Origin of the sequence: Paraburkholderia sp. BCC1885, assembly GCF_900996235.1 — a bacterium.
In the GTDB taxonomy this organism is placed as follows: Bacteria; Pseudomonadota; Gammaproteobacteria; order Burkholderiales; family Burkholderiaceae; genus Paraburkholderia.
Window position 1 is genome coordinate 43,441 of the sequence record NZ_CAAJGM010000166.1, and the last position, 21,555, is coordinate 64,995.

Below are 21,555 nucleotides of genomic sequence, written 5' to 3' on the forward strand. Positions count from 1 at the left end.
TAAGCAAGCCGCGCGCGGCGTTAAGTTAAGCGTGGTTGCACAATCTTTTGCCGCTTCGCGTGTCAAAATATTGCGTCTCGATGATAAAAACCACCATCAAATGCCATCGGAGGAAGTCATGCTTACCCGCCTCACATCCGTATTCGCCAAGCGGGTTGCCTCGCGCGCAGCTTCGGCGCAGCGGCGCGTCAATCTGCGGCGCGCCGCGCTCGCCGGCTTCGGCGCGCTTCTGCTCGCGGGTTGCGCGCAGCCGTGGCAGCAGTTCCAGCAGGGCCAGGACGGCTCCGCCATCGTCGCCAAACTCGGCCCGCCGCGCGAAGTCTACGATCTGCCCAACGGCGGCAAGCGTCTGATGTGGCCCACCCAGCCAATGGGCGAAACCACCACCGCGGCCGATCTCGACAGCACCGGCAAGGTCGTCAACGTGCGCCAGGTGCTGCAGCCCAACGAGTTCTACAAGGCGCAAATCGGCACGTGGACCAAGAGCGACGTGCTGGTCAATTTCGGCCGGCCGGAGGAAACCTCGTACTACCCGCTGATGAAACGCGAGGTCTGGACCTATCGCTATCTGGAAGACAACGTCTGGTACATGATGTACAGCTTTTATTTCGACGATCAGGGCCTGCTGAGAACCACGCAGAAATCACCCGATCCGCTGCACGATCCGGATCGCCGCAGCTTCTTCTAAACGTGGCGCGAAGGTCGGCGCGGATGTGACAAGGCCCTCGTCATTGTGTGACGAGGGCCTTTTTCGTGGCGCGCGGCGCGGGTTACGCCGCTGGCCTCAGACGACTTCCGAACGTTGCGGGTTGACCTTCTCCACGTTCGAATACAGTTTGTTGAGCGCCGATATATAGGCTTTCGCGGAGGCCGCGACGATATCCGGATCGGTGCCGACGCCATTCACGATGCGCCCGCTCTTCGATAACCGCACGGTCACTTCGCCTTGCGCCTGGGTGCCGGTGGTGATCGCGTTGACCGAATACAGCAGCAGTTCGGAGCCGCTGCCGACTTCCGTTTCGATCGCGTTTAGCGTGGCATCCACCGGGCCGTTGCCGCGCGCTTCGCCGGTCACTTCTTTACCTTCGACCGTAAACACGACGCGCGCATGCGGTTGCTCGCCGGTTTCCGAATGCTGCGCAAGCGACAGGAACTGGTAATACTCCTTCTGCTGCGCCTCCGCCGATTCTTCGGTGACGATCGCGATGATGTCTTCGTCGAAAATTTCTGCTTTGCGATCGGCCAGTTCCTTGAAGCGCGCGAAAGCCGTATTCAATTCCGCTTCGCTTTCGAGCGACACCCCGAGTTCCTGCAGCCGCTGCTTGAACGCATTGCGCCCCGAGAGCTTGCCGAGCACGATCTTGTTTGCACTCCAGCCCACATCTTCGGCACGCATGATTTCGTAGGTGTCGCGCGCCTTCAGCACGCCGTCCTGATGGATACCGGACGCGTGCGCAAAAGCATTCGCGCCGACCACGGCCTTGTTCGGCTGCACCACGAAGCCGGTGATCTGCGAGACCAGCTTAGAGGCCGGCACGATCTGCGTTGTGTCGATGCCGAGATCGAGACCAAAGTAGTCCTTACGGGTCTTCACGGCCATGACGATTTCTTCGAGCGAGGTATTGCCCGCGCGCTCGCCGAGACCGTTGATGGTGCACTCCACCTGGCGCGCGCCGCCAATCTGCACGCCGGCGAGCGAGTTCGCCACCGCCATGCCGAGGTCATTGTGGCAATGCACGGAAAACACCGCCTTGTCCGAATTCGGAATCCGCTCGCGCAGCGTCCTGACGAGTTGACCGTACAGTTCCGGCACGCCGTAGCCGACCGTATCCGCGATATTGATGGTGGTCGCGCCTTCGGCGATCACCGCCTCCAGCACACGGCACAGGAAATCCATGTCCGAGCGGCTGCCGTCTTCCGGCGAGAACTCCACGTCATCGGTAAATTTGCGCGCAAAACGCACCGCCAGCTTCGCCTGCTCGAACACCTGGTCCGGCGTCATGCGCAGCTTCTTTTCCATGTGCAGCGGCGAGGTGGCGATGAAGGTGTGGATGCGGAAATGATCGGCGGGCTTCAATGCGTCGGCGGCGCGCTGGATGTCTTTGTCGTTGGCGCGGGCGAGCGAGCAGACCGTGCTGTCCTTGATCAACCCTGCAATCGTGTGGATCGAATCGAAGTCGCCGTTCGAGCTGGCCGCAAAGCCGGCCTCGATGATGTCCACCTTCATCCGCTCCAGCTGTTTGGCGATGCGGATTTTTTCTTCCTTCGTCATCGACGCACCGGGCGATTGCTCGCCATCGCGCAACGTCGTGTCGAAAATGATCAGTTTGTCTGCCATCTCGGGTCTCCTCGGAGGATTCGGTCAAATGCGGGATCGAAAAACGGAATTCGGGTGTTTGCGCCACCGCAGGCGACGCCAAACAACGAACGAGGCAGACGGAGGGCGAAAACGGTCAGCGCGTTAGGCGCGCTAGCGCTAGCACGCATAGGAGCGCGCTGGCTTGAAGAGGCTGGAAGGGGAACTGAAGAGTAACCATTCGATGACTATAGCGGCATTCCGAAAATCCTGCAATTGGGCCGGTACAGGGCGCGATGGGCCGCCGCACGGCAATCCGGATAGCGCGACGGCGGCCGCCGTGCAACGAAAAACGGCAGCCCGCAGGCTGCCGTGTTACTTCATGCCATAGCAGTGAGGCGACGCCGCTCAGCGCTCGCGCTGGATCGAGCGGGCCGGATTGGCCCTGCCCCGCACGAGCTGATAGCCCCAAAACGCGTAACCCGACAAGCCGTACAGGACGAATAGCCCGAACAGCATCAAGGGCGGATCGGACGACACCAGCACGAACGCCATCACCACCAGCAGGATCACGCCGAACGGCACCCGATGCCGCACGTCGAGCGCCTTGCCGCTGTAAAACGGCGCGTTCGATACCATCGTCACGCCCGCGTAGATGGTCAGCACGAACGCCACCCACGGCAGCCAGACCAGCTTGACGGGCACGCGGTTATCCGTGGCAAGCCACACGAAACCGGCGATCAATGCAGCCGCGGCCGGGCTCGGCATCCCCTGGAAGAAGCGCTTGTCGACCACGCCGATGTTGGTATTGAAGCGCGCGAGCCGCAGCGCCGCGCCCGAGCAATAGACAAACGCCGCGAGCCAGCCCCAGCGCCCGAGGTCCTTCAGCACCCATTCGTACATGACGAGCGCCGGCGCGACGCCGAACGACACCATGTCCGAGAGGCTGTCGAACTGCTCGCCGAACGCGCTTTGCGTATGCGTCATCCGCGCGACCCGGCCGTCCATGCCGTCGAGCACCATGGCGACGAAAATCGCGATCGCAGCGACCTCGAAGCGCACGTTCATGGCTTGCACCACGGCAAAGAAGCCGCAGAACAGCGCCGCGGTGGTAAACGCGTTGGGCAGCAGATAAATGCCGCGCTTTCTCAGAAACTGCTGGCGCGCAGCGCGGCGGCTGTCGATCGGCCCGGCTTCCTGCACGATTGGCTTGTTGCGGCGAAACGGCCGCGGCTGCGCCGCAGCGGTGTTACGGGGACGACGCTTGAATGCGGCCATCGGAACAACCTCCCTTATGCCGCTTTATAGTTCGAGTTCAGCCAGAATCGTCGACGACGCCGAAACCTTCTCGCCAATCGACACGCGCGGACGGCTGCCCACCGGCAGATACACATCGACCCGCGAACCGAAGCGAATGAAGCCATAACGCTGGCCGCGCGTGAGCGGCTCGCCCGAGCGCACATAGCAAAGAATGCGCCGCGCAATCAGGCCGGCGATCTGCACCGAGGTCACGGTATGGCCGCTGGCGGTTTCGATCACCAGCGCGTTGCGTTCGTTTTCGGTGGAAGCCTTGTCCACGGCGGCATTGAGGTACGCGCCCGGGAAATATTCGACTTTCGAAATCGCGCCATCCACCGGCGAGCGCTGCGAATGGACATTGAACACATTCATGAACACGCTGATTTTCAGCGCTTCACGGTTGGCGTAAGGATCGTGCGTGGTTTCGACAGCGACGATGCGTCCGTCAGCCGGGCACAGCACGGCATTGGCCTGGGTAGGAATGGGGCGAGCCGGATCGCGGAAGAACTGCACGACGAAAATCAACAATAGCCAGAACAGCCAGGCAAAGCCAAATCCCGCGAAGGCCTGGATCAACAACGCAACGACGGCCGCGATGGCAATGAAAGGCCAGCCTTCGCGCGCGATGATCGGATGAGGGTAATTCATGGATGGATGAGCTTCTGTATTTTTGTAAAACCGTAGGATAGCAAAAGCCGCCCAGGGTTCAGCACCCTTGGGCGGCTTTTTGACATATCAGGCGCACGCGACGATGTGCCGCGCCCGGCATGAAGCGCAGACTGGCTTAGTTCTTCGACTGGTCGACCAGCTTGTTCTTGGCGATCCACGGCATCATCGCGCGCAGCTTCGCACCGACCGTTTCGATCTGGTGCTCAGCCGTCAGGCGACGGCGCGACTGCAGCGTCGGCGCGCCGGCCTTGTTTTCGATGATGAAGCTCTTCGCGTATTCGCCGGTCTGGATGTCGGTCAGAACCTGCTTCATCGCCTTCTTCGTTTCGGCCGTCACGATCTTCGGACCCGTCACGTACTCGCCGTACTCGGCATTGTTCGAGATCGAGTAGTTCATGTTGGCGATGCCGCCTTCATAGATCAGGTCGACGATCAGCTTCAGTTCGTGCAGGCATTCGAAGTACGCCATTTCCGGCGCGTAGCCCGCTTCCACCAGCGTTTCGAAGCCGGCCTTGATCAGGTCGACGGTACCGCCGCACAGCACGGCCTGCTCGCCGAACAGGTCGGTTTCGGTTTCTTCGCGGAAGTTGGTTTCGATGATGCCGGCACGGCCGCCGCCGTTCGCGGCCGCGTATGACAACGCGATGTCACGTGCGGCGCCCGACTTGTCTTGCGCCACGGCGATCAGGTGCGGCACGCCGCCACCTTGCGAGTACGTGCCGCGAACCGTATGGCCCGGCGCCTTCGGCGCGATCATGATGACGTCCAGATCGGCACGCGGAATCACCTGGCCGTAGTGCACGTTAAAGCCGTGCGCGAAGGCGAGCGCCGCGCCTTCCTTGGCGTTGGCGTGCACTTCCTTGGCATAGACTTCGGCGATCTGCTCGTCCGGCAGCAGCATCATGACGACGTCTGCGCCCTTCACGGCTTCCGCCACTTCCTTGACCGCGAGGCCGGCGTTCTCTGCCTTGCTCCACGATGCGCCGCCCTTGCGCAGACCGACCGTCACGTTCACGCCGCTTTCCTTCAGGTTCAGCGCGTGAGCATGGCCTTGCGAGCCATAACCGATGATGGTGACTTGCTTGCCCTTGATGAGGGAGAGGTCGGCGTCCTTGTCGTAGAAAACTTTCATGTCTGTTCCTTGGCAAAATTCAGTGAAATCGGTGAAATTCAATTAATACGTGGATGCTGCATGGCCGGGTGGGTGCAGGCACTGCCCGGCCTCGATCGATGGCGTCAAACCTTCAGAATGCGTTCGCCGCGCCCGATCCCCGAACTGCCCGTGCGGACCGTTTCGAGAATCGCGGTGGCGTCGAGCCCTTCGATGAAGGCATCGAGCTTCTCGCTCGCGCCCGTCAGTTCAATCGTATAGGTTTTTTCGGTGACGTCGATGATGCGGCCGCGGAAGATATCCGACATCCGTTTCATTTCCTCACGCTCCTTGCCGACCGCCCTCACCTTGATCAACATCAGCTCGCGCTCGATATGGGCGCCCTCGGTAAGGTCGACCACTTTCACCACCTCTATCAGGCGGTTCAAATGCTTCGTGATCTGTTCGATCACGTCGTCCGAGCCAATGGAAACGATGGTCATGCGCGACAGCGAATGGTCTTCGGTCGGCGCCACCGTCAAGGTTTCAATGTTGTACCCGCGTGCGGAGAAGAGACCCACGACGCGCGATAACGCGCCCGGTTCGTTTTCCAGCAGGACGGAAATAATGTGTCTCATGTTTCGCTTCTTCCAGATGTGTGATGTATGCGAGCCGGTTTGCGCCGCGCGGTCCGCCGACGCCTTTTTTGAAAGCGTGCGTGACCGGGCCGGCGCTGCATTCGTGCAAATGCAAACCGTCGTTATAGATCTTCCGCCCCGAGCAGCATCTCGGTGATGCCCTTGCCGGCCTGAACCATCGGCCAGACGTTTTCGGTCGGATCGGTCTGAAAGTCGAGAAACACCGTGCGGTCCTTCAGGCGCAGCGCTTCCTTGAGCGCCGGCTCGACGTCCGCCGTCTTCTCAATTCGCATGCCCACATGGCCGTAAGCCTCGGCGAGCTTGACGAAATCCGGCAGCGCATCCATGTACGAATGCGAATAGCGCTTGCTGTATTCGATCTGCTGCCACTGGCGCACCATGCCCAGATAGCGGTTGTTCAGCGAAATGATCTTGATCGGCGTCTCGTACTGCTTGCAGGTCGAGAGTTCCTGGATGCACATCTGGATCGAGCCTTCGCCCGTGATGCAGAGCACGTCGTCGTCCGGATGCGCCATCTTCACGCCCATCGCCGCCGGCAGGCCGAAGCCCATCGTGCCGAGACCGCCGGAATTGATCCAGCGGCGCGGCTTGTTGAAGCGATAGAACTGCGCCGCCCACATCTGGTGCTGCCCGACGTCCGAACACACGAAGGCATTGCCGTCGGTGAGCTCATACGCCTTTTCCACCACGTACTGCGGCTTGATGATGTCGCTCTTGCGATCGAACTTCAGGCAGTCTTTGGCGCGCCAGGCTTCGATGTCCTTCCACCAGGACGCAAGCGCCGCGGTGTCCGGGCCGTGCTCGGCCGTCTGCAACTGCTCGATCAGCTCCTTCAGCACTTCCTTGACGTCGCCCACGATCGGAATGTCGACCTTGACGCGCTTGGAGATAGAAGACGGATCAATGTCGATATGGATGATCTTGCGCGGCACCGACGCGAAATGCACCGGGTCGCCGATCACACGGTCGTCGAAGCGCGCACCGATGGCGATCAGCACGTCGCAGTGCTGCATGGCCATGTTGGCTTCATACGTACCGTGCATGCCGAGCATGCCGAGGAATTTCTTGTCGCTCGCGCGATAGCCGCCCAGGCCCATCAGCGTATTCGTGACGGGATAGCCGAGCAGGTCGGCGAACTGGTTCAGCTCGCGCGCCGCATCCGCGAGGATGATGCCGCCGCCGGTGTAGATGTACGGACGCTTCGCCGAGAGCAGCAGGGACACAGCCTTGCGGATCTGGCCGGAGTGGCCCTTCGTCACCGGGTTGTACGAGCGCAGCGAGACGCTCTTCAACGGTTCGTACCGGCAGGGCGTCTTCGACACGTCTTTCGGAATGTCGATCAGCACCGGACCGGGCCGGCCAGTACGGGCAATGAAGAAGGCTTTCTTGACGGTGGCGGCGAGGTCGCGCACGTCCTTCACGAGGAAGTTGTGCTTCACGCAGGGACGCGTGATGCCGACCGTATCGCACTCCTGGAACGCATCCTGGCCGATGGCGGCCGTCGGCACCTGGCCGCTGATCACCACCAGCGGAATCGAATCCATGTAGGCGGTGGCGATGCCGGTCACCGCATTGGTGACGCCGGGGCCGGAGGTCACGAGACAGACGCCGACCTTGCCGGTGGAACGCGCATAGGCGTCGGCGGCATGGACTGCGGCTTGTTCGTGGCGCACGAGGATGTGCTGGAATTTGTCCTGCTTGTACAGCTCGTCGTAGATGTAAAGTACCGAGCCGCCGGGATAGCCCCAAACGAATTCAACGTCTTCGTCAGCCAGTGCCTTCATGAGCACGGTGGCGCCGATAGATTCGCTTTCGAGATGGGGAGTCGTATCCGACGTGGAGAATTCCGCGCTGGGCATATTCATACATTCACCTTTCGAATTTTCGGCAAAAAATTGATCGGGTGCTCTCTGCCGGGCTTGTGGCTCGGGTTCAAGCGGCGCGTCCAGTTTGACAGGTGAGCCTCTTGGGCCACACCTCAAATGAGACAGTCACATATGTTGCGAACCGTTGAAGATATCTGCTGACAGCCTGACGGTCAAGAAAATATTTCCTGGATTACGGCATGCCCGCAGATATTGGCCGTAAAAGTTGTCATAAGTATCGATGCGGCTTCGTGTTTTTCCCCAGCAGGGCGAAAGTTTGTTAGCATCCGCCAGTTTTACGACAATTTCGATCGATTACGCGCACGCTCGCTGCGCCGACCCCCAACGGATGGCATCAGACAAGGAACTCGCCGATTTTCTGGCGGGCGTCGAAAGGCGCGCGTTCAAGCAGACGGTCTACGCCGTGCGGGACGACGACGCCTCGCTCGACATCGTGCAGGACGCGATGATCAAGCTCGCCGAAAAATATGGCGACCGTCCAGCAGCCGAACTGCCGCTGCTGTTTCAGCGTATTCTGCAGAATGCGATGCACGACTATTTTCGTCGGCAGAAAGTACGCAATACCTGGGTCAGCCTGTTCTCCTCGCTCGGCAGCTCCGAGGACGACGAATTCGACCCTTTGGAGACATTCGAAGCGCAGGAAGGCTCGGTAGGGGCCGAAAGTAGCGAACAGAGGCTTGAGCGCGAGCAAGTCTTACAGTTGATTGACGACGAGATCCAAAAATTACCGGCACGTCAACGGGAGGCGTTTCTCATGCGTTATTGGGAAGATATGGATGTCGCCGAGACTGCCGCCGCGATGGGCTGCTCCGAAGGCAGTGTGAAAACGCACTGTTCGCGGGCCACTCATACGCTGGCGCAAGCGCTCAAGGCCAAAGGAATCACGCTATGAGCTCCTCTCTCGATACAAAAGAACTCGAGTTCGCGCGGCAAGTGCGCCGCGCGCTCGACGAAAACGCCGCCAATATTTCTCCCGCCGCTGTCGACCGGCTCGCGGTGGCGCGCCGTGCCGCGCTCGCCCGCAAGAAACCCGAGCCGGTGAGCGCGCCCGTCTTCGTGCCGGCCTTTGCCGGCGCCGCCGGCGCGCTGTCCGGCATGCCGCAGCTTGAAGCACCGCAACGCCGCCGCTCGCCGCTGCGCCGTTTCGCGCTCGCCTGGCCGCTGGCCGCGCTGGTCGTGAGCCTGGTGGCGATCGCCTACTGGGAAGACCAGCAACGCACCGCTGAACTCGCCGATATTGACGCCGCCATGCTGAGCGACGATCTGCCGCTCAACGCATATCTCGATCACGGCTTCAACGCGTATCTGTCGCGCGCGCATTGAGCGGGAGGCTCCTCGGGTGAGTTACAAGCGCGGCCTCGCCGTTGTCTCCGGATGCGCCATCGCGGCCCTCGTGTCGTTTGCCGCGACGTATCCACGCTTCTACCCGAGCCCCTCGTCCTCGGTTACGGCGCCCGCCGGCGGCACGCCTGTGAAGACGGCCGCGCCGGCGCTCAGCGTCGAACTGCCGGGGCTGCCCGATACCAGCCCGCTTTCCTGGTCGCATCTCACCGACGCGGAGCACGTCGCGCTCGCGCCGTTCGCCGCCGTCTGGGATACCTTCAGCGACGAACGAAAGCGCAAATGGATCAAGATCGCATCACGTTACTCGAAGTTAACGCCTGAACAGCAAAAAGGCCTACACGACCGCATGGCCGAGTGGGTTCGCCTGACGCCGGATCAACGGCGCGTTGCACGCGAAAACTATCAGGTTTCGAAGGGGTTGCCGCGCGAAGCCCGCCAGAAAGCGTGGAAGGCGTATCAGCAACTGCCCGAAGATCAGAAAGAGCGGCTTGCCGCCAGCGAGCGCAAGCATCGGCCGACGGTCGTCAGCGCGCCGCCCTCCGGCAAAATCGAGCTAAAGGACATCGAACGGCTCGTCAACGGACGCGAACATGCAGCCAGCGGGACTGTCGCCACGGCAAGCGCCGCGAGCAGCGCCGCCGTCATGCCGGTAGCGCCCGTCGCGCCTACACCGGCGAGCGCTCCGTCTACCCCGCCGGCCCTGCTCTCGCCGCGCGAAACACCGTCGATCTATAACGGCGGTTCCTGAACCCGGCGTCCGGATCGCCGTCGTCTACGAACGTGCATATCTAAACGAGCCTACTGCGCCCAACATGCCCGATCCGCTCGCCATCTCCTCAGTTGACGCAACGCCCGCCCTTACGCCTTCGATTCGCCGCCGTCTGGCGACGATGCTCTACGAAGGCGTGATCCTGTTCGGAGTGGTCTTCCTCGCCGGCTACCTGTTCAGCACCTTGACGCAGCAGCGCAACGGTCTCACCCATCACAATCTGCTGGCCGCATGGATCGGTTTCGTGGTCGGCCTGTACTTTGTGTGGTTTTGGACCCACAGCGGGCAAACCCTACCCATGAAAACCTGGCGGCTGCGGGTCGTCAGCGCAGACGGCTCGCCCTTGTCTACCACGCGGGCCATCGCGCGCTATGTGCTCGCGTGGCTCTGGTTTCTCCCGCCGCTCGCGCTGCACCCGCTTTTCGGCATTTCGGTGCCGCACACGCTCGTGCTCGCCGCCGTCTGGATCGTGCTGTGGGCCGCCACCAGCCGCTTCGACGCCAACCGCCAGTTTCTGCATGACCGGCTGGCCGGCACGCGGGTCGTCGCCGTGGCGGGTTGAGCCGGCTGAATCAGGTCAAACTCGCGGGACGCGCCCGCAAGGGCGAATTCCCCAGACCGCAAACCGGCTTAAGCGGACCCCGTAATAAGAACTTCTCGTGACTGTCACGGCACAGACACACGCGGATGGCGCAATACGCTCACTGCAACTCGACGCGTGAGCCATGGACCCCAAAACGTCCGCGACTTCCTTGTTCCGCCAGACTGGCCCGAGCGTCGACCCCGTCGCTTTCCGGCCGGACTCTGCCTCCTTCGGCGCCGGCCTGCCGCTGCCCCTGCCGCCGCTCTCCCCGGAATCGCAACCCGGCCGTCACGACGACGACCATGAGGAGCCGCACCGCTATCGCACGATCTGGCTGTCCGACATCCATCTGGGGTCGAGCGGCTGTCAGGCGACGTACCTGCTCGACTTTCTGCGCCACAACGACTCGGAGTACCTGTACCTGGTCGGCGACATCATCGACGGCTGGCAGTTGAAAAAGGGCTGGTACTGGCCGCAAGCGCACAACGACGTGGTGCAGAAAATCCTGCGTAAAGCCCGCAAAGGCACCCAGGTCGTCTACATCCCCGGCAATCACGACGAAGCCGCGCGCCAGTTCTGCGACCTCGCGTTCGGCGACATCCACGTGCGCGGCGAGGCGTTCCACACGACGCTCGCCGGCAAGCGCCTGTGGATCGTGCATGGCGATCTGTTCGACGGCGTGATCCAGCACGCCAAGTGGCTGGCTTACCTCGGCGACACGCTCTACACGCTGATCCTCGTGCTGAACCGCTGGTTCAACCGGATCCGCAGCCGTCTTGGTTTCCAGTACTGGTCGCTGTCGCAGTACCTCAAGCATCAGGTGAAGAACGCGGTGAATTTCATCTCCTCGTTCGAACGTGTGATGACCGACGAAGCGCGCCGCCGCGGTTGCGACGGCGTGGTGTGCGGCCACATCCACAAGGCGGAAATTCGTGACATCGACGGCGTGCTGTATTGCAACGACGGCGACTGGGTGGAAAGCCTGTCGGCGCTGGTCGAGACCTTCGAAGGTGAACTCAAGGTGATCTACTGGACCGTGATGCGCTCGCCTGAAGTCAGCGCGCAAAAGGCCCGCGCCACCGCCTGAGGCTGGTTGGCCATGTAAGCAGTCCCCGCGTCATCCTTTTAACTTCTATTGGGCCAAAACCGATGAAGATCATGATCGTCACCGATGCATGGGAGCCGCAGGTCAACGGCGTGGTCCGCACGCTGAAGAACACGACCCGCGAGCTCACCGCGCTTGGCCACCGTGTCGACCTGTTGACGCCGCTCGAATTCAAGACGATTCCCTGCCCGACCTATCCGGAAATCCGCCTCTCGCTGTTCCCGAAGCGCAAGCTGCACGAGCGCATCGACGGGTTCGCGCCGGACGCGCTGCACATTGCCACCGAAGGCCCGCTCGGCATGGCCGCGCGCGCTTACGCCATCAAACACAAGCTGCCGTTCACGACCGCCTATCACACGCGCTTTCCGGAATACGTGCAGGCGCGCTTCGGCATTCCGCTCGCCGCCACGTACAAATTCCTGCACTGGTTCCACAAAGCCTCGCTGGCGGTGATGGCGCCGACGCCGGTCGTCAAGACCGACCTGGAAAAATTCGGCTTCACGAATGTGGTGCTGTGGACGCGTGGCGTCGACCTTGATATCTTCCACCAGATGGATTCCAAGGTACTCAACACGGCACGGCCCATCTTCCTCTACGTCGGACGCGTGGCGGTGGAAAAGAACGTCGAAGCGTTTCTCAAGCTCGATCTACCCGGTTCGAAGTGGGTGGCCGGCGAAGGCCCGGCGCTTGCCGAACTGAAATCGCGCTACCCGAGCGTGAACTATCTGGGCGTGCTGACCCAGGCCGAGCTGGCCAAGGTGTATGCCGCCGCTGACGTGTTCGTGTTCCCGAGCCGCACCGATACCTTCGGCCTCGTGCTGCTCGAGGCGCTCGCCTGCGGCACGCCAGTGGCGGCCTATCCGGTCACCGGCCCGATCGACGTGCTGGGCGACGGCGGCGCCGGCGCCATGAACGAAGACCTGCGCGAAGCCTGCCTGGAAGCGCTGAAAATCGACCGCAATCATGCTCGCGCCTGGGCTGAGCGCTTCTCGTGGACGGCGGCGTCCGAACAGTTCGCCGCTCACCTGAAGCCGCTGCCGCGTCCTTCCTCGTTCAGCGAGGAGAGCGCGGCCGCGTGATGCGCCCCGCCAAGCCGCCCATGCGAGCGAGAACTTCCAGCGTCCGGCGAGCCCCGCGCGGCGCGCTGCATTCCGTCGAGACGAACGCCAGCAGCGTCGAGCCATTCGACGACGTGCACGACACGGATGCGCCGCCGGACGGCACACCTGACGGCCGGGTGAACGGCGCGGCACGGCCGCCGCAAGCCGTGCCGTCGTCCCGCCATAGCGCGTCCGCCACGGCATCGGCCAACTCGTCACATGCGGACGCCCACGAACCGCTCGGTCCCGACGATCCGCTCGCGCCGCTGCCGTTCAATCCGTACAAGGGCAATCGCGGGCTCACGCGCGCCTGGCACGCGATGAAAAACTCGCTGGCGGGTTTTCAGGTCGCAATCCGCGAAGAAAGCGCGTTTCGCCAGGAATTGACGCTCGCCGCGATTCTCGTGCCGTGCGGCGTGCTCGTCCCCGTCGACCCGGTGAGCCGCGTGCTGCTGCTCGGCTCGGTGCTGCTGGTGCTGATCGTCGAACTGCTGAATTCGAGCGTCGAGGCCGCCATTGACCGGATCTCGCTCGAACGTCACGAGTTGTCGCGGCGCGCCAAGGACCTCGGCAGCGCGGCCGTGATGGTGGCGCTCGGTATGTGTCTGATGACGTGGGTGCTGATTGTCGGGCCGCTGCTGGTGCACTGGATCAGGGCGTGGCTGTGAATGTCAGGCAAAAACGCCCGTCCGACACGGCGGCGTGAAAACCCTGACTCGGACCTAGGTATGAGAACGGTCGGTTTATAATCGTCCGACAGACTCTCAAAAATACTAACCGCCAGGGTGGATCACGCAGCAGCGGCACGCCGCCGCGCGGCCAGCCGGCGTTACCTGGGCCGGACGACATGGAAGCCAAACCTCCCCGCCGCACCCGCGAACGGATTCTCGAACTGTCGTTGAAGCTATTCAACGAGATCGGCGAGCCGAACGTCACGACGACGACGATCGCCGAGGAAATGGAAATCAGTCCGGGCAACCTGTACTACCACTTCCGCAACAAAGACGACATCATCAACAGCATCTTCAGCCAGTTCGAGCAGGAGATCGAAAAACGTCTGCGCTTTCCGGACGATCACCGCGCGACGATCGACGAGATGTGGTCCTATCTGCAGTACATGGTGGATTTCACATGGCGCTACCGTTTCCTATATCGCGATCTGAACGATCTGCTGGCGCGCAACCGCACGCTGGAAACACACTTCAAGCAGATCATCAGCCACAAGGTGCGCTTTGCCAGCCAGTTCTGCGACCAGCTCGTCGCGGACGGCGAAATGGTCGCAACGCCTGACGAACTGAACGTAATCGCCACCAATGTGGGCGTGATCGGCACGTACTGGCTGTCGTATCAATTTGTGATGAATCCGCGCAAGTACAACGAACAGGAAGCGATCCGCGCCGAACTGCATCAGGTCAGCGTGCAGATCGTCTCGCTGATGGCGCCGTATCTGCGCGGCCGCTCGCGGCAACTGTTCGACGACCTGATCTCCGGCAAGCTGCCCAAGCGCGAGTTCTACGACTACCTGCCGCAGAAAGAAGGCGCCGCGCCGCGCAACGAACCGAAGGACGTCTGAACATGAAGTCGGTGTGTGTCTATTGCGGCTCCGCGCTGGGAGCCAAACCGCTGTACGCCGAAGCCGCCCGCGGCTTCGGGCGCGCACTGGTCGAAGCCGGCCTCGCGCTGGTCTATGGCGGCGGCAAGGTCGGCCTGATGGGAACCATCGCCGATGCGGTGATGCAAGCGGGCGGCCGCGCCATCGGCGTGATCCCCGAGTTGCTCGTCAATAAGGAAGTCGGCCATAACGGCCTGACGGAATTGCACGTCGTGCCCGATATGCACCACCGCAAAAAGATGATGGCGGACCTCTCGGATGCATTTGTCGCCATGCCGGGCGGCGTGGGCACCTTCGAAGAACTGTTCGAGGTTTATACCTGGGCGCAGTTGGGTTATCACCAGAAGCCGGTGGCGCTGCTCAATATCGACGGCTATTACGATCCGCTGATTTCGATGCTCGCGCATACGGTCGAGGAAGGTTTCATGCGCCAGACCTATCTCGATATTTTGCAGATCGAGTCCAATCCGGCTGCCTTGATCGCGAGGCTCAAGGCCTATCAACCGCCTGCCAACGACAAGTGGGCCGATAACCGCCAGGCGGTTTGAGCGACGCCACGGCGTAATTCACGAGGCAAGCATGACGAAAGCGGTTCTGATTACCGGCGCGAGCCGCGGCATCGGCCGCGCGACGGCACGGCTGCTCGGCGGGCTCGGCTGGTCGGTGGGCGTGAACTACACGCAAAACGAAGCGGCGGCGCAGGAAACCGCGGCCGAAGTCGTTCGCGCCGGCGGCCATGCCCGCGTGATCCAGGGCGATGTCGCCAGCGAAGCGGACGTGATTGGCATGTTCGACGCGGTGGTCGACGCATTCGGACGGCTCGACGCGCTGGTGAACAACGCGGGCATCGTCGCCCCCGGCATGCCACTCGCCGACATGGATCTGGCGCGCCTGCAGCGCATCTTCGACGTCAACGTCCTCGGCGCCTATCTGTGCGCCCGCGAAGCCGCACGACGGATGTCGAAGGACCGCGGCGGCGCAGGCGGCGTGATCGTCAATATTTCGTCGGCGGCGGCGCGGCTGGGCGCACCGAACGAGTATGTCGACTATGCCGGCTCGAAAGGCGCGGTCGACACACTGACCATCGGACTCGCCAAGGAACTGGGACCGCAAGGCGTGCGGGTGAATGCAGTGCGTCCCGGCCTGATCGACACCGAGATCCACGCGAGCGGCGGCCGTCCGGACCGCGCCGCGGTGTTGGGCTCGCAGACGCCGCTAGGCCGTCCCGGCAGCGCCGATGAAGTCGCGCAGACCATCGTCTGGTTGTTAAGCGATGCCGCGTCCTATGTCACCGGCGCGTTGCTCGACGTGGCGGGCGGCCGCTAAGGTTTGCCAGGTCGTTCGATCAGAACGACGACCCAGGCCCGCGCAGAAAAGCCACCTCTTCTTCCGTAGACTCCCGCCCGAGCAGCGCATTGCGATGCGGAAACCGCCCGAAGCGTTCGATGATCGCCGCATGCCGCAGCGCCGAGCGATAATAACTCGCGCCGCCGTGCGGTAATCCTTCAAACGGCTTGAAAAGCCGCACCGCTTCGCGCTGGCTGTCGAGCGACTCGTCATGTTCGAACGGCATATACACGAAGGCGCGGTGAAAGAGGCCAGGCAGGCGTAGATCGAAGCCGTTCGTGACCGCATGCCTGGCAATCCTCAGTGCATGGTGGTCGGTTTCGAATGCGCGCGCCGTGCCGCGATGGATATTGCGCGAGAACTGATCGAGCAGGACAACGAGTGCCAACGCGCCGGATGGCGTATCCATCCACGTATCCAGCGCGCCCTGCCCTGCCGCTTCGAGCAGCGCGCCGAAGCGCTCGCGCAACGTGGCGTCGAATGCCGTGTCGCGTGCGAACCAGAGTTTTCGGTCTTGTCCGAAGCTCGCGGAACCCGGCGCCCCGAACCAGCAATCGAGGATCGCATGCGCGCGCTGGTCGAGCGCGGCGTAATCGGCGTGTTCAGCGTATTCGGCGTGGCTGTCATACGCCGCAGAACCGGAGGACCGGCCGGACGCCTCCTCGCTCATGCGAATTCCAGCACCAGCCGGCGCGTGCGCGCGCTTTTCTTCTCGAGTTTGCCCACCCGCACCGCGCCGATTTCCTGCGTGTTGCGCACATGCGTGCCGCCGCACGGCTGCAGATCGACGCCTTCGATACGCAGGAGACGCACGCGGCCCAGCCCCATCGGCGGCTTCACGCTCATCGTGCGGACCAGTTCGGGACGCGCGGCCATCTGCTCGTCGGTGATCCATTCGGTGACGACGCCGTGCGCGCCGCCCACCAGCTCCGCGAGCCGCGCATCGACCCTCTCGCGTTCGATCGGCTCCACGGTCGCGAAATCGAGACGCGCGTAATCGCTGGTGATGCTGCAACCGTCGACGGCATACGGCAGCACCGCGCACATCAGATGACTCGCGGTATGCAAACGCATATGCCGATAGCGGCGCGTCCAGTCGATCTCCGCCGTGACGCGTGTGCCGGGCGCAAGACGCGCCAGCAGCGCCTCCTGTCCCGCCGCAGGCAGATGCACCGCGTCATCGGGCGTCGCGCCCTCGAATTTAGCCTTGCGGGTATCCGCGATCTCGATGCGGGTGCCGTCTTCCAGCGTCAGCACGCCGGCATCACCCGCCTGGCCGCCGCCGAGCGGATAGAACACGGTCTGGTCGAGATGGACGCCCTGCTCGTCGATGGCGGTAATCGTGGCCTCGCAGCGCGTCAGGTAGGCGTCGTCGCGAAACAGTGCGCGTGTTGTCATGGTGGCTGCCTCTATCCAGTCTTGCTGTGGAAGCTCATTATGCCGACCCGCCCAGCCGCCCGGAAGCTGGCCGAACGGCCAATCGGACAGGCCGGCGGCGTCGCCGTACCGGTCGAAAGACCAGGCCACCTGACTCGCACGGTCCCGTTCACACGGCCCGATGCCAGGACCCGCCTCGGTATCAACCCGGCCGATTGCGCATCCAGTCCGCCGTCTCGAAGAACGAATGCAGCAGCCGCTCGCGCAACGGCTCGGATAAGCCGACATCCTCCATCGCCCACGCCATGCAGCGCAGCCACTGATCGCGCTCGCTCGACGCAATCGCAAACGGCAGATGACGCGCGCGCAGACGCGGATGGCCGAAGCGGCTGATGTAATGATCGGGGCCGCCCAGCCAACCGCACAGGAACCAGAAAAACTTGTCGCGCGAGCCGTCGAGCGTGGGTGGATGCAGCGCGCGGATGCCCGCAAATTCGGGCTCGAGGTCCATCAGGTCATAAAAGCGGTCGATGAGTTCGCGCACGCGCGCCTCGCCGCCCACCAGTTCGAAGGCCGTCGGTTGGGCCGCGGCTTCGTCGTTTGGATCGGTCATTCGGTCAACTGCAATCTGCAAAAAGGAAAGGTCAGGCGTCGCGCAAGGATTGCAACGCCGGCCGCGACAGCACGTGGCGCAGGCTGATCCAGCCGCCCACACCGGCGCAGGCGATGCCTGCCACGATGCCGGCGGGCAGCAGCCACGGATCGAAGTTCAGGTAGAAGAAGAACACCCGCGTGGCGAGCTGCCAGCCCACCACCTGCGCGCCGATCGCCGCCATCAGGCCGGCCAGCGCGCCCACGGCAATGAACTCCGCCACCTGCACCGCGCGCACCTGCTGGTGCGACGCGCCGAGGGCGCGCAGCAGCGCGGATTCTCGCATACGCTCGTCGCGCGTGCCGGCCAGCGCCGCATACAGCACCAGCACGCCCGCCGCGAGCGTGAAGGCAAACAGGAACTGCACCGCGCCGATCACCTGCTCCAGCATGCGCTGCATCTGCGCGAGGATCGGGCCGACGTCGATCACCGTGAGATTCGGATAGGCAGCGATCAGGCCGTCGATGGTGGCGCTTTTCTCCGGCGGCAAATGGAAACTCGTGATGAAGCTCGCCGGGAAATCCTGCAGGGCGGCGGGCGGCATCAGCACAAAAAAGTTAACCTTGAACGAGCCCCAATCGAGCTTGCGCACGCTCGTCACGGGCGCATCGACCTGCAAGCCGGTCACGTCGAAACGCAGCGAATCGCCGGCCTTGACGTGGAGGGTTTTCGCCAGCCCCTCTTCGATGGAAATCTGCGGCGCTTTCGTCTCGCCATACCAGTTGCCGGCGACGATGCGGTTGTCGTCGGGCAGCGTGGTCCGGTACGACAGGTTGAATTCGCGGTCGACGAGGCGCTTGGCTTCGTCGCTCTTGTACTGGTCCGGATTGACCGGCTTGCCGTTGATCGCAATCAGGCGGCCGCGCACCATCGGTTCGAGCACGGCATTGGGCACGGCGTGGCTCGTGAGGTATTGCGCGACGCCGGCGCGCTGATCGGGCTGGATGTCGATGATGAACTGGTTGGGCGCGTCGGGCGGCGTCGATTTGCGCCAGCCTTCGACCAGATCGTTGCGCGTCATGGCGATCAGCAGCAGGCACATCAAGCCGATGCCCAGCGCGGTGATCTGCAACGCGCTCGCGCTGCTGCGCCGTTCGAGCGAGGCCAGCGCGTAACGCCAGCCGATTCCCACATTGAAACGCTCGCTGCGCACGATGCGCGCGGCGCCCCACAACGCGAGCCGCGCGATTGCCGCGAATACCAGCAAGCCAACCGCAAAGCCGCCGGCGACGATGCCGCCCAGCTTCAGTTCACCCGCCGCGACAATCAGCAATCCGGCGAACAGCACGATTCCCAGCGCATACGCGGCCCACGCCGTGCGCCCTTCCTCGCCCCACTCGCGGCGCAGCACGCGCACCGGTGGCACGCGCGTCAGCGGCAACAGCGGCGGTAGCGCGAAACCAAGCAGCAGCACCAGACCGGCGGCAATGCCTTCGAGCGCCGGCCACGCGGTGGGATACGGCAGCACCACGTCGATCAGACTGCCGAGCCAACTCAGCAACGCCAGATGCCCGGCATAGCCGAGCAGCACGCCGATCGCCCCGCCGAGCAGGCCGAGCCCAAGAAACTCCAGCAGAAACAGCGAGCGCAGCGTGCGCTGGCTGACGCCGAGACAACGCATCGCCGCGCAGCCGTCCAGATGCCGGCGCATGTAGCGATGCGCGGCCATCGCAATCGCGACCGCGGCCAGCATCGCCGTCAGCAGCGACACGAGGGTCAGGAAATGACTCGCACGATCGAGCGTCTCGCGCACCTGCGGCTGGCCGTCCTTCAGCGATTCGAGCGCGACGCCGCGCATCTTGCCGTCGTCGACGCGGGCGTGGGCGAACGCGGCGAATTGTTCGACCGGCCCGCGGTCGCCCGCCACCAGCAAGCGGTACGTCACCCGGCTGCCGAACACGATCAGGCCGGTGGACGCCACTTCGTCGTCACGCAGCATCAGTCGTGGGGAGAAATTGACGAAGCCGAAGCCACGATCCAGTTCGCGCGTGATGATCGCGCCAATCCTGAAGGTCCGGTTGCCGACCTTCACGGGATCGCCGACATGCACCTTCAGCGAATCGAGCAGCGCCTGGTCGGCCCACACCGTGCCGGGCGCGGGAATCCCCTGGGCAGGATGATCCGGCGCGTCCGGCGCGGTGGCGATGCGCAGCGCGCCGCGCAACGGATACGCCGGCGACACCGCCTTGAGCGCCGCCAGCCGCGACAACGGCTGGGCGCTCGTCGAACTGATCATGCTGGGGAAAATGGCGGTGGTCGCCGTCTGCAGGCCAAGCGTTTTGGCCTCATTGCCGAATTGGGGATCGACAGGATGGTCGGAGCGCACGATGAAATCGGCGCCGATCATGCGCCGCGCATCGCGTTCGAGCCCCTGGTGCAGACGGTCGGCGAGGAAACCGACGCTCGACAGCGCGGCCACGGCCAGCACCAGCGCGAGCAGCAGCATGGTCAGTTCGCCGGCGCGCCAGTCGCGGGCCGCCATGCGCACCGACTGGCGCAGCAGATCCGCCCCGGTAAACCGCCGCCGCCCCGCCACGCGCGCGGCGGGCACAACCGGCGCCACTGAACTGCGTGCCGGATCGCTCAATCGTGCCGACTCCTGGCAAGACGCGACACCATGTGAGTCGCCATGCCGCGAAAGCCGCCCTGCACGCCGCGCCACAGACGCGGCAGCGCCCAGGCCGCCAGCATCAGGAAGCCGATCATCAGCACGAGGAACAGCAGCGGCACGAACAGCGCCAACAGGAGCCCGCCGAACACGAGCCCGTCTTCGGCAACCGAAGTCACGACGTTCGACACCGGTTCCGGCGAGAGATTGATCAGCGCGCGAGTGCCGGCCTTCGCCAGATGCGCCGTGCCGGCCAGGGTGCCGCCGGCCAGCGCGGCCACGGTCAGAAGGGCCGGATCGGCATGGCCGAGCGCGCCGGCAGCCAGTACGGCGCCGGCCGGAATGCGGATAAAGGTATGAATGGCGTCCCAGAGGGAATCGAAGGCGGGAATCTTGTCAGCCAGAAACTCAGTGACCGTGAGCACCGCCGCCACCCCGATCACCCACGGCGAAGCCAGCGCGGACAAGGTATCAGGCAGATGGACGATGCCGAAGCGCGCGAACACGCCGGCTAACAGTACCGTGAGGTAGAGGCGCAGGCCGCTGCCCCAGGACAGGCCCGCCGCAAGCGAGAGTGGTTCAAGCATGGCCGCCTCCAGGCGCGCTACGCGTGCCGGGCGCTTTGCCGTGCAGAGGAACTACCCTGCCCACTGCAGCAAAGCCGCCAGACCCGCGCCAAGCCGGACGCGGGACACGTTCATCAAATTGAGATCGACTTCATTATAGCCACGTTAATTCGCAGACCGCAGAGCGGCGTGCAATTTCGCGGCGCAAAAGTCGTCAAATCGTCACGCGGAGGAGAGTTTCAGACCGATCAGGCCCACCACGATCAGCGCGGCGCTCGCCACCCGCGCCATCGTCAGCGCCTCGCCCATGATGACAATGCCGAAGATAAACGCGCCCACCGCGCCAATGCCGGTCCACACGGCGTAGGCCGTGCCGAGCGGCAAATGGCGCATCGCGAGGGTGAGCAGCGCGAAGCTGCCGAGCGCCGTCACCACTGTGAAGACAGAGGGCCACAGGCGGGTAAAGCCTTCGGAGGTCTTGAGACCGGCCGCCCACGCCACTTCGAGCAAACCGGCAATCAGCAGAAGAAACCAGGACATGAAACGACTCCATTGTTCAGATGGGGCCGTCCCCGTTCGATGCGAATGCGTAA

The 21,555-nt window shown here is 63.4% G+C and carries 23 protein-coding genes; 11 read left to right on the forward strand and 12 right to left on the reverse strand.

Annotation, left to right across the window (positions count from 1 at the left end; all coding sequences use genetic code 11):
• Nucleotides 1–118: 118 nt before the first annotated feature.
• Nucleotides 119–688 carry a hypothetical protein gene (locus FQ755_RS15835; protein ID WP_260858617.1) on the forward strand — a complete coding sequence of 190 codons (570 nt, stop codon included), beginning with the start codon at nt 119–121 and terminating at the stop codon, nt 686–688.
• A 96-nt stretch (nt 689–784) separates the two neighbouring features.
• Here the strand turns inward: FQ755_RS15835 and FQ755_RS15840 are convergent, their stop codons facing one another.
• The 6 genes from FQ755_RS15840 to FQ755_RS15865 all read right to left on the reverse strand — a co-directional run bounded on the left by FQ755_RS15840 (nt 785) and on the right by FQ755_RS15865 (nt 7,878).
• Nucleotides 785–2,338, reverse strand: a complete 1,554-nt coding sequence (locus FQ755_RS15840; protein WP_144155797.1) for a 2-isopropylmalate synthase — start codon at nt 2,336–2,338, stop codon at nt 785–787.
• Nucleotides 2,339–2,704: 366 nt separating this feature from the next.
• Nucleotides 2,705–3,574, reverse strand: a complete 870-nt coding sequence (gene pssA, locus FQ755_RS15845; RefSeq protein WP_144155798.1) for a CDP-diacylglycerol--serine O-phosphatidyltransferase — start codon at nt 3,572–3,574, stop codon at nt 2,705–2,707.
• 24 nt (nt 3,575–3,598) lie between these two features.
• Nucleotides 3,599–4,243 (reverse strand): phosphatidylserine decarboxylase, encoded by a 645-nt coding sequence (locus tag FQ755_RS15850; RefSeq protein WP_144155799.1) that lies wholly within the window; start codon nt 4,241–4,243, stop codon nt 3,599–3,601.
• 136 nt (nt 4,244–4,379) lie between these two features.
• Complete coding sequence (ilvC, locus tag FQ755_RS15855) at nt 4,380–5,396, reverse strand: ketol-acid reductoisomerase (RefSeq protein ID WP_144155800.1); 1,017 nt, start codon at nt 5,394–5,396, stop codon at nt 4,380–4,382.
• Nucleotides 5,397–5,500: 104 nt separating this feature from the next.
• Complete coding sequence (gene ilvN / locus FQ755_RS15860; RefSeq protein WP_144155801.1) at nt 5,501–5,992, reverse strand: acetolactate synthase small subunit; 492 nt, start codon at nt 5,990–5,992, stop codon at nt 5,501–5,503.
• Nucleotides 5,993–6,114: 122 nt separating this feature from the next.
• A complete protein-coding gene (locus tag FQ755_RS15865; RefSeq protein ID WP_144155802.1) occupies nt 6,115–7,878 on the reverse strand; it encodes an acetolactate synthase 3 catalytic subunit in 1,764 nt (587 codons plus the stop codon).
• A 349-nt stretch (nt 7,879–8,227) separates the two neighbouring features.
• Between FQ755_RS15865 and FQ755_RS15870 the strand changes: the two genes are divergently transcribed.
• The 10 genes from FQ755_RS15870 (at nt 8,228) to FQ755_RS15915 (ending at nt 15,738) form a co-directional block, all read left to right on the forward strand.
• Nucleotides 8,228–8,791, forward strand: coding sequence for an RNA polymerase sigma factor (locus FQ755_RS15870; RefSeq protein WP_144155856.1), 564 nt, complete (start codon nt 8,228–8,230; stop codon nt 8,789–8,791).
• Nucleotides 8,788–9,222, forward strand: coding sequence for a DUF3619 family protein (locus FQ755_RS15875; protein ID WP_144155803.1), 435 nt, complete (start codon nt 8,788–8,790; stop codon nt 9,220–9,222). Before FQ755_RS15870 ends, FQ755_RS15875 begins: the two co-directional genes overlap by 4 nt.
• Before the next feature lie 16 nt (nt 9,223–9,238).
• A complete protein-coding gene (locus tag FQ755_RS15880) occupies nt 9,239–9,991 on the forward strand; it encodes a DUF3106 domain-containing protein (protein WP_144155804.1) in 753 nt (250 codons plus the stop codon).
• Between the two features lie 64 nt (nt 9,992–10,055).
• On the forward strand, nt 10,056–10,574 hold the full coding sequence (locus FQ755_RS15885) for an RDD family protein (protein ID WP_144155805.1): 519 nt from the start codon (nt 10,056–10,058) through the stop codon (nt 10,572–10,574).
• Between the two features lie 163 nt (nt 10,575–10,737).
• Nucleotides 10,738–11,682: a UDP-2,3-diacylglucosamine diphosphatase gene (locus tag FQ755_RS15890; protein WP_144155806.1), complete on the forward strand. Its 945-nt coding sequence runs from the start codon at nt 10,738–10,740 to the stop codon at nt 11,680–11,682.
• Nucleotides 11,683–11,744: 62 nt separating this feature from the next.
• Nucleotides 11,745–12,779, forward strand: a complete 1,035-nt coding sequence (locus FQ755_RS15895; protein ID WP_144155807.1) for a glycosyltransferase family 4 protein — start codon at nt 11,745–11,747, stop codon at nt 12,777–12,779.
• Nucleotides 12,780–12,799: 20 nt separating this feature from the next.
• A complete protein-coding gene (locus tag FQ755_RS15900; RefSeq protein WP_144155808.1) occupies nt 12,800–13,468 on the forward strand; it encodes a diacylglycerol kinase in 669 nt (222 codons plus the stop codon).
• Between the two features lie 179 nt (nt 13,469–13,647).
• On the forward strand, nt 13,648–14,373 hold the full coding sequence (locus FQ755_RS15905; protein WP_144155809.1) for a TetR/AcrR family transcriptional regulator: 726 nt from the start codon (nt 13,648–13,650) through the stop codon (nt 14,371–14,373).
• A gap of 2 nt (nt 14,374–14,375) precedes the next feature.
• On the forward strand, nt 14,376–14,960 hold the full coding sequence (locus FQ755_RS15910; RefSeq protein WP_144155810.1) for a TIGR00730 family Rossman fold protein: 585 nt from the start codon (nt 14,376–14,378) through the stop codon (nt 14,958–14,960).
• 31 nt (nt 14,961–14,991) lie between these two features.
• On the forward strand, nt 14,992–15,738 hold the full coding sequence (locus tag FQ755_RS15915) for an SDR family oxidoreductase (RefSeq protein WP_144155811.1): 747 nt from the start codon (nt 14,992–14,994) through the stop codon (nt 15,736–15,738).
• 19 nt (nt 15,739–15,757) lie between these two features.
• On the opposite strand, the gene FQ755_RS15920 is transcribed toward FQ755_RS15915, so the two are convergent.
• The 6 genes from FQ755_RS15920 to sugE all read right to left on the reverse strand — a co-directional run bounded on the left by FQ755_RS15920 (nt 15,758) and on the right by sugE (nt 21,502).
• Complete coding sequence (locus FQ755_RS15920) at nt 15,758–16,429, reverse strand: DUF924 family protein (protein WP_144155812.1); 672 nt, start codon at nt 16,427–16,429, stop codon at nt 15,758–15,760.
• On the reverse strand, nt 16,426–17,157 hold the full coding sequence (locus tag FQ755_RS15925) for an alanyl-tRNA editing protein (RefSeq protein ID WP_144155813.1): 732 nt from the start codon (nt 17,155–17,157) through the stop codon (nt 16,426–16,428). The genes FQ755_RS15920 and FQ755_RS15925 overlap by 4 nt, the downstream gene beginning before the upstream one ends.
• Nucleotides 17,158–17,338: 181 nt before the next feature.
• Nucleotides 17,339–17,749: a group II truncated hemoglobin gene (locus FQ755_RS15930; protein WP_144155814.1), complete on the reverse strand. Its 411-nt coding sequence runs from the start codon at nt 17,747–17,749 to the stop codon at nt 17,339–17,341.
• 31 nt (nt 17,750–17,780) lie between these two features.
• A complete protein-coding gene (locus FQ755_RS15935) occupies nt 17,781–20,375 on the reverse strand; it encodes an ABC transporter permease (protein WP_186308543.1) in 2,595 nt (864 codons plus the stop codon).
• Nucleotides 20,372–20,983, reverse strand: a complete 612-nt coding sequence (locus FQ755_RS15940) for a DUF4126 domain-containing protein (protein ID WP_144155815.1) — start codon at nt 20,981–20,983, stop codon at nt 20,372–20,374. Before FQ755_RS15940 ends, FQ755_RS15935 begins: the two co-directional genes overlap by 4 nt.
• Nucleotides 20,984–21,184: 201 nt before the next feature.
• Nucleotides 21,185–21,502, reverse strand: coding sequence for a quaternary ammonium compound efflux SMR transporter SugE (gene sugE / locus FQ755_RS15945; protein WP_144155816.1), 318 nt, complete (start codon nt 21,500–21,502; stop codon nt 21,185–21,187).
• Nucleotides 21,503–21,555 lie beyond the last annotated feature (53 nt).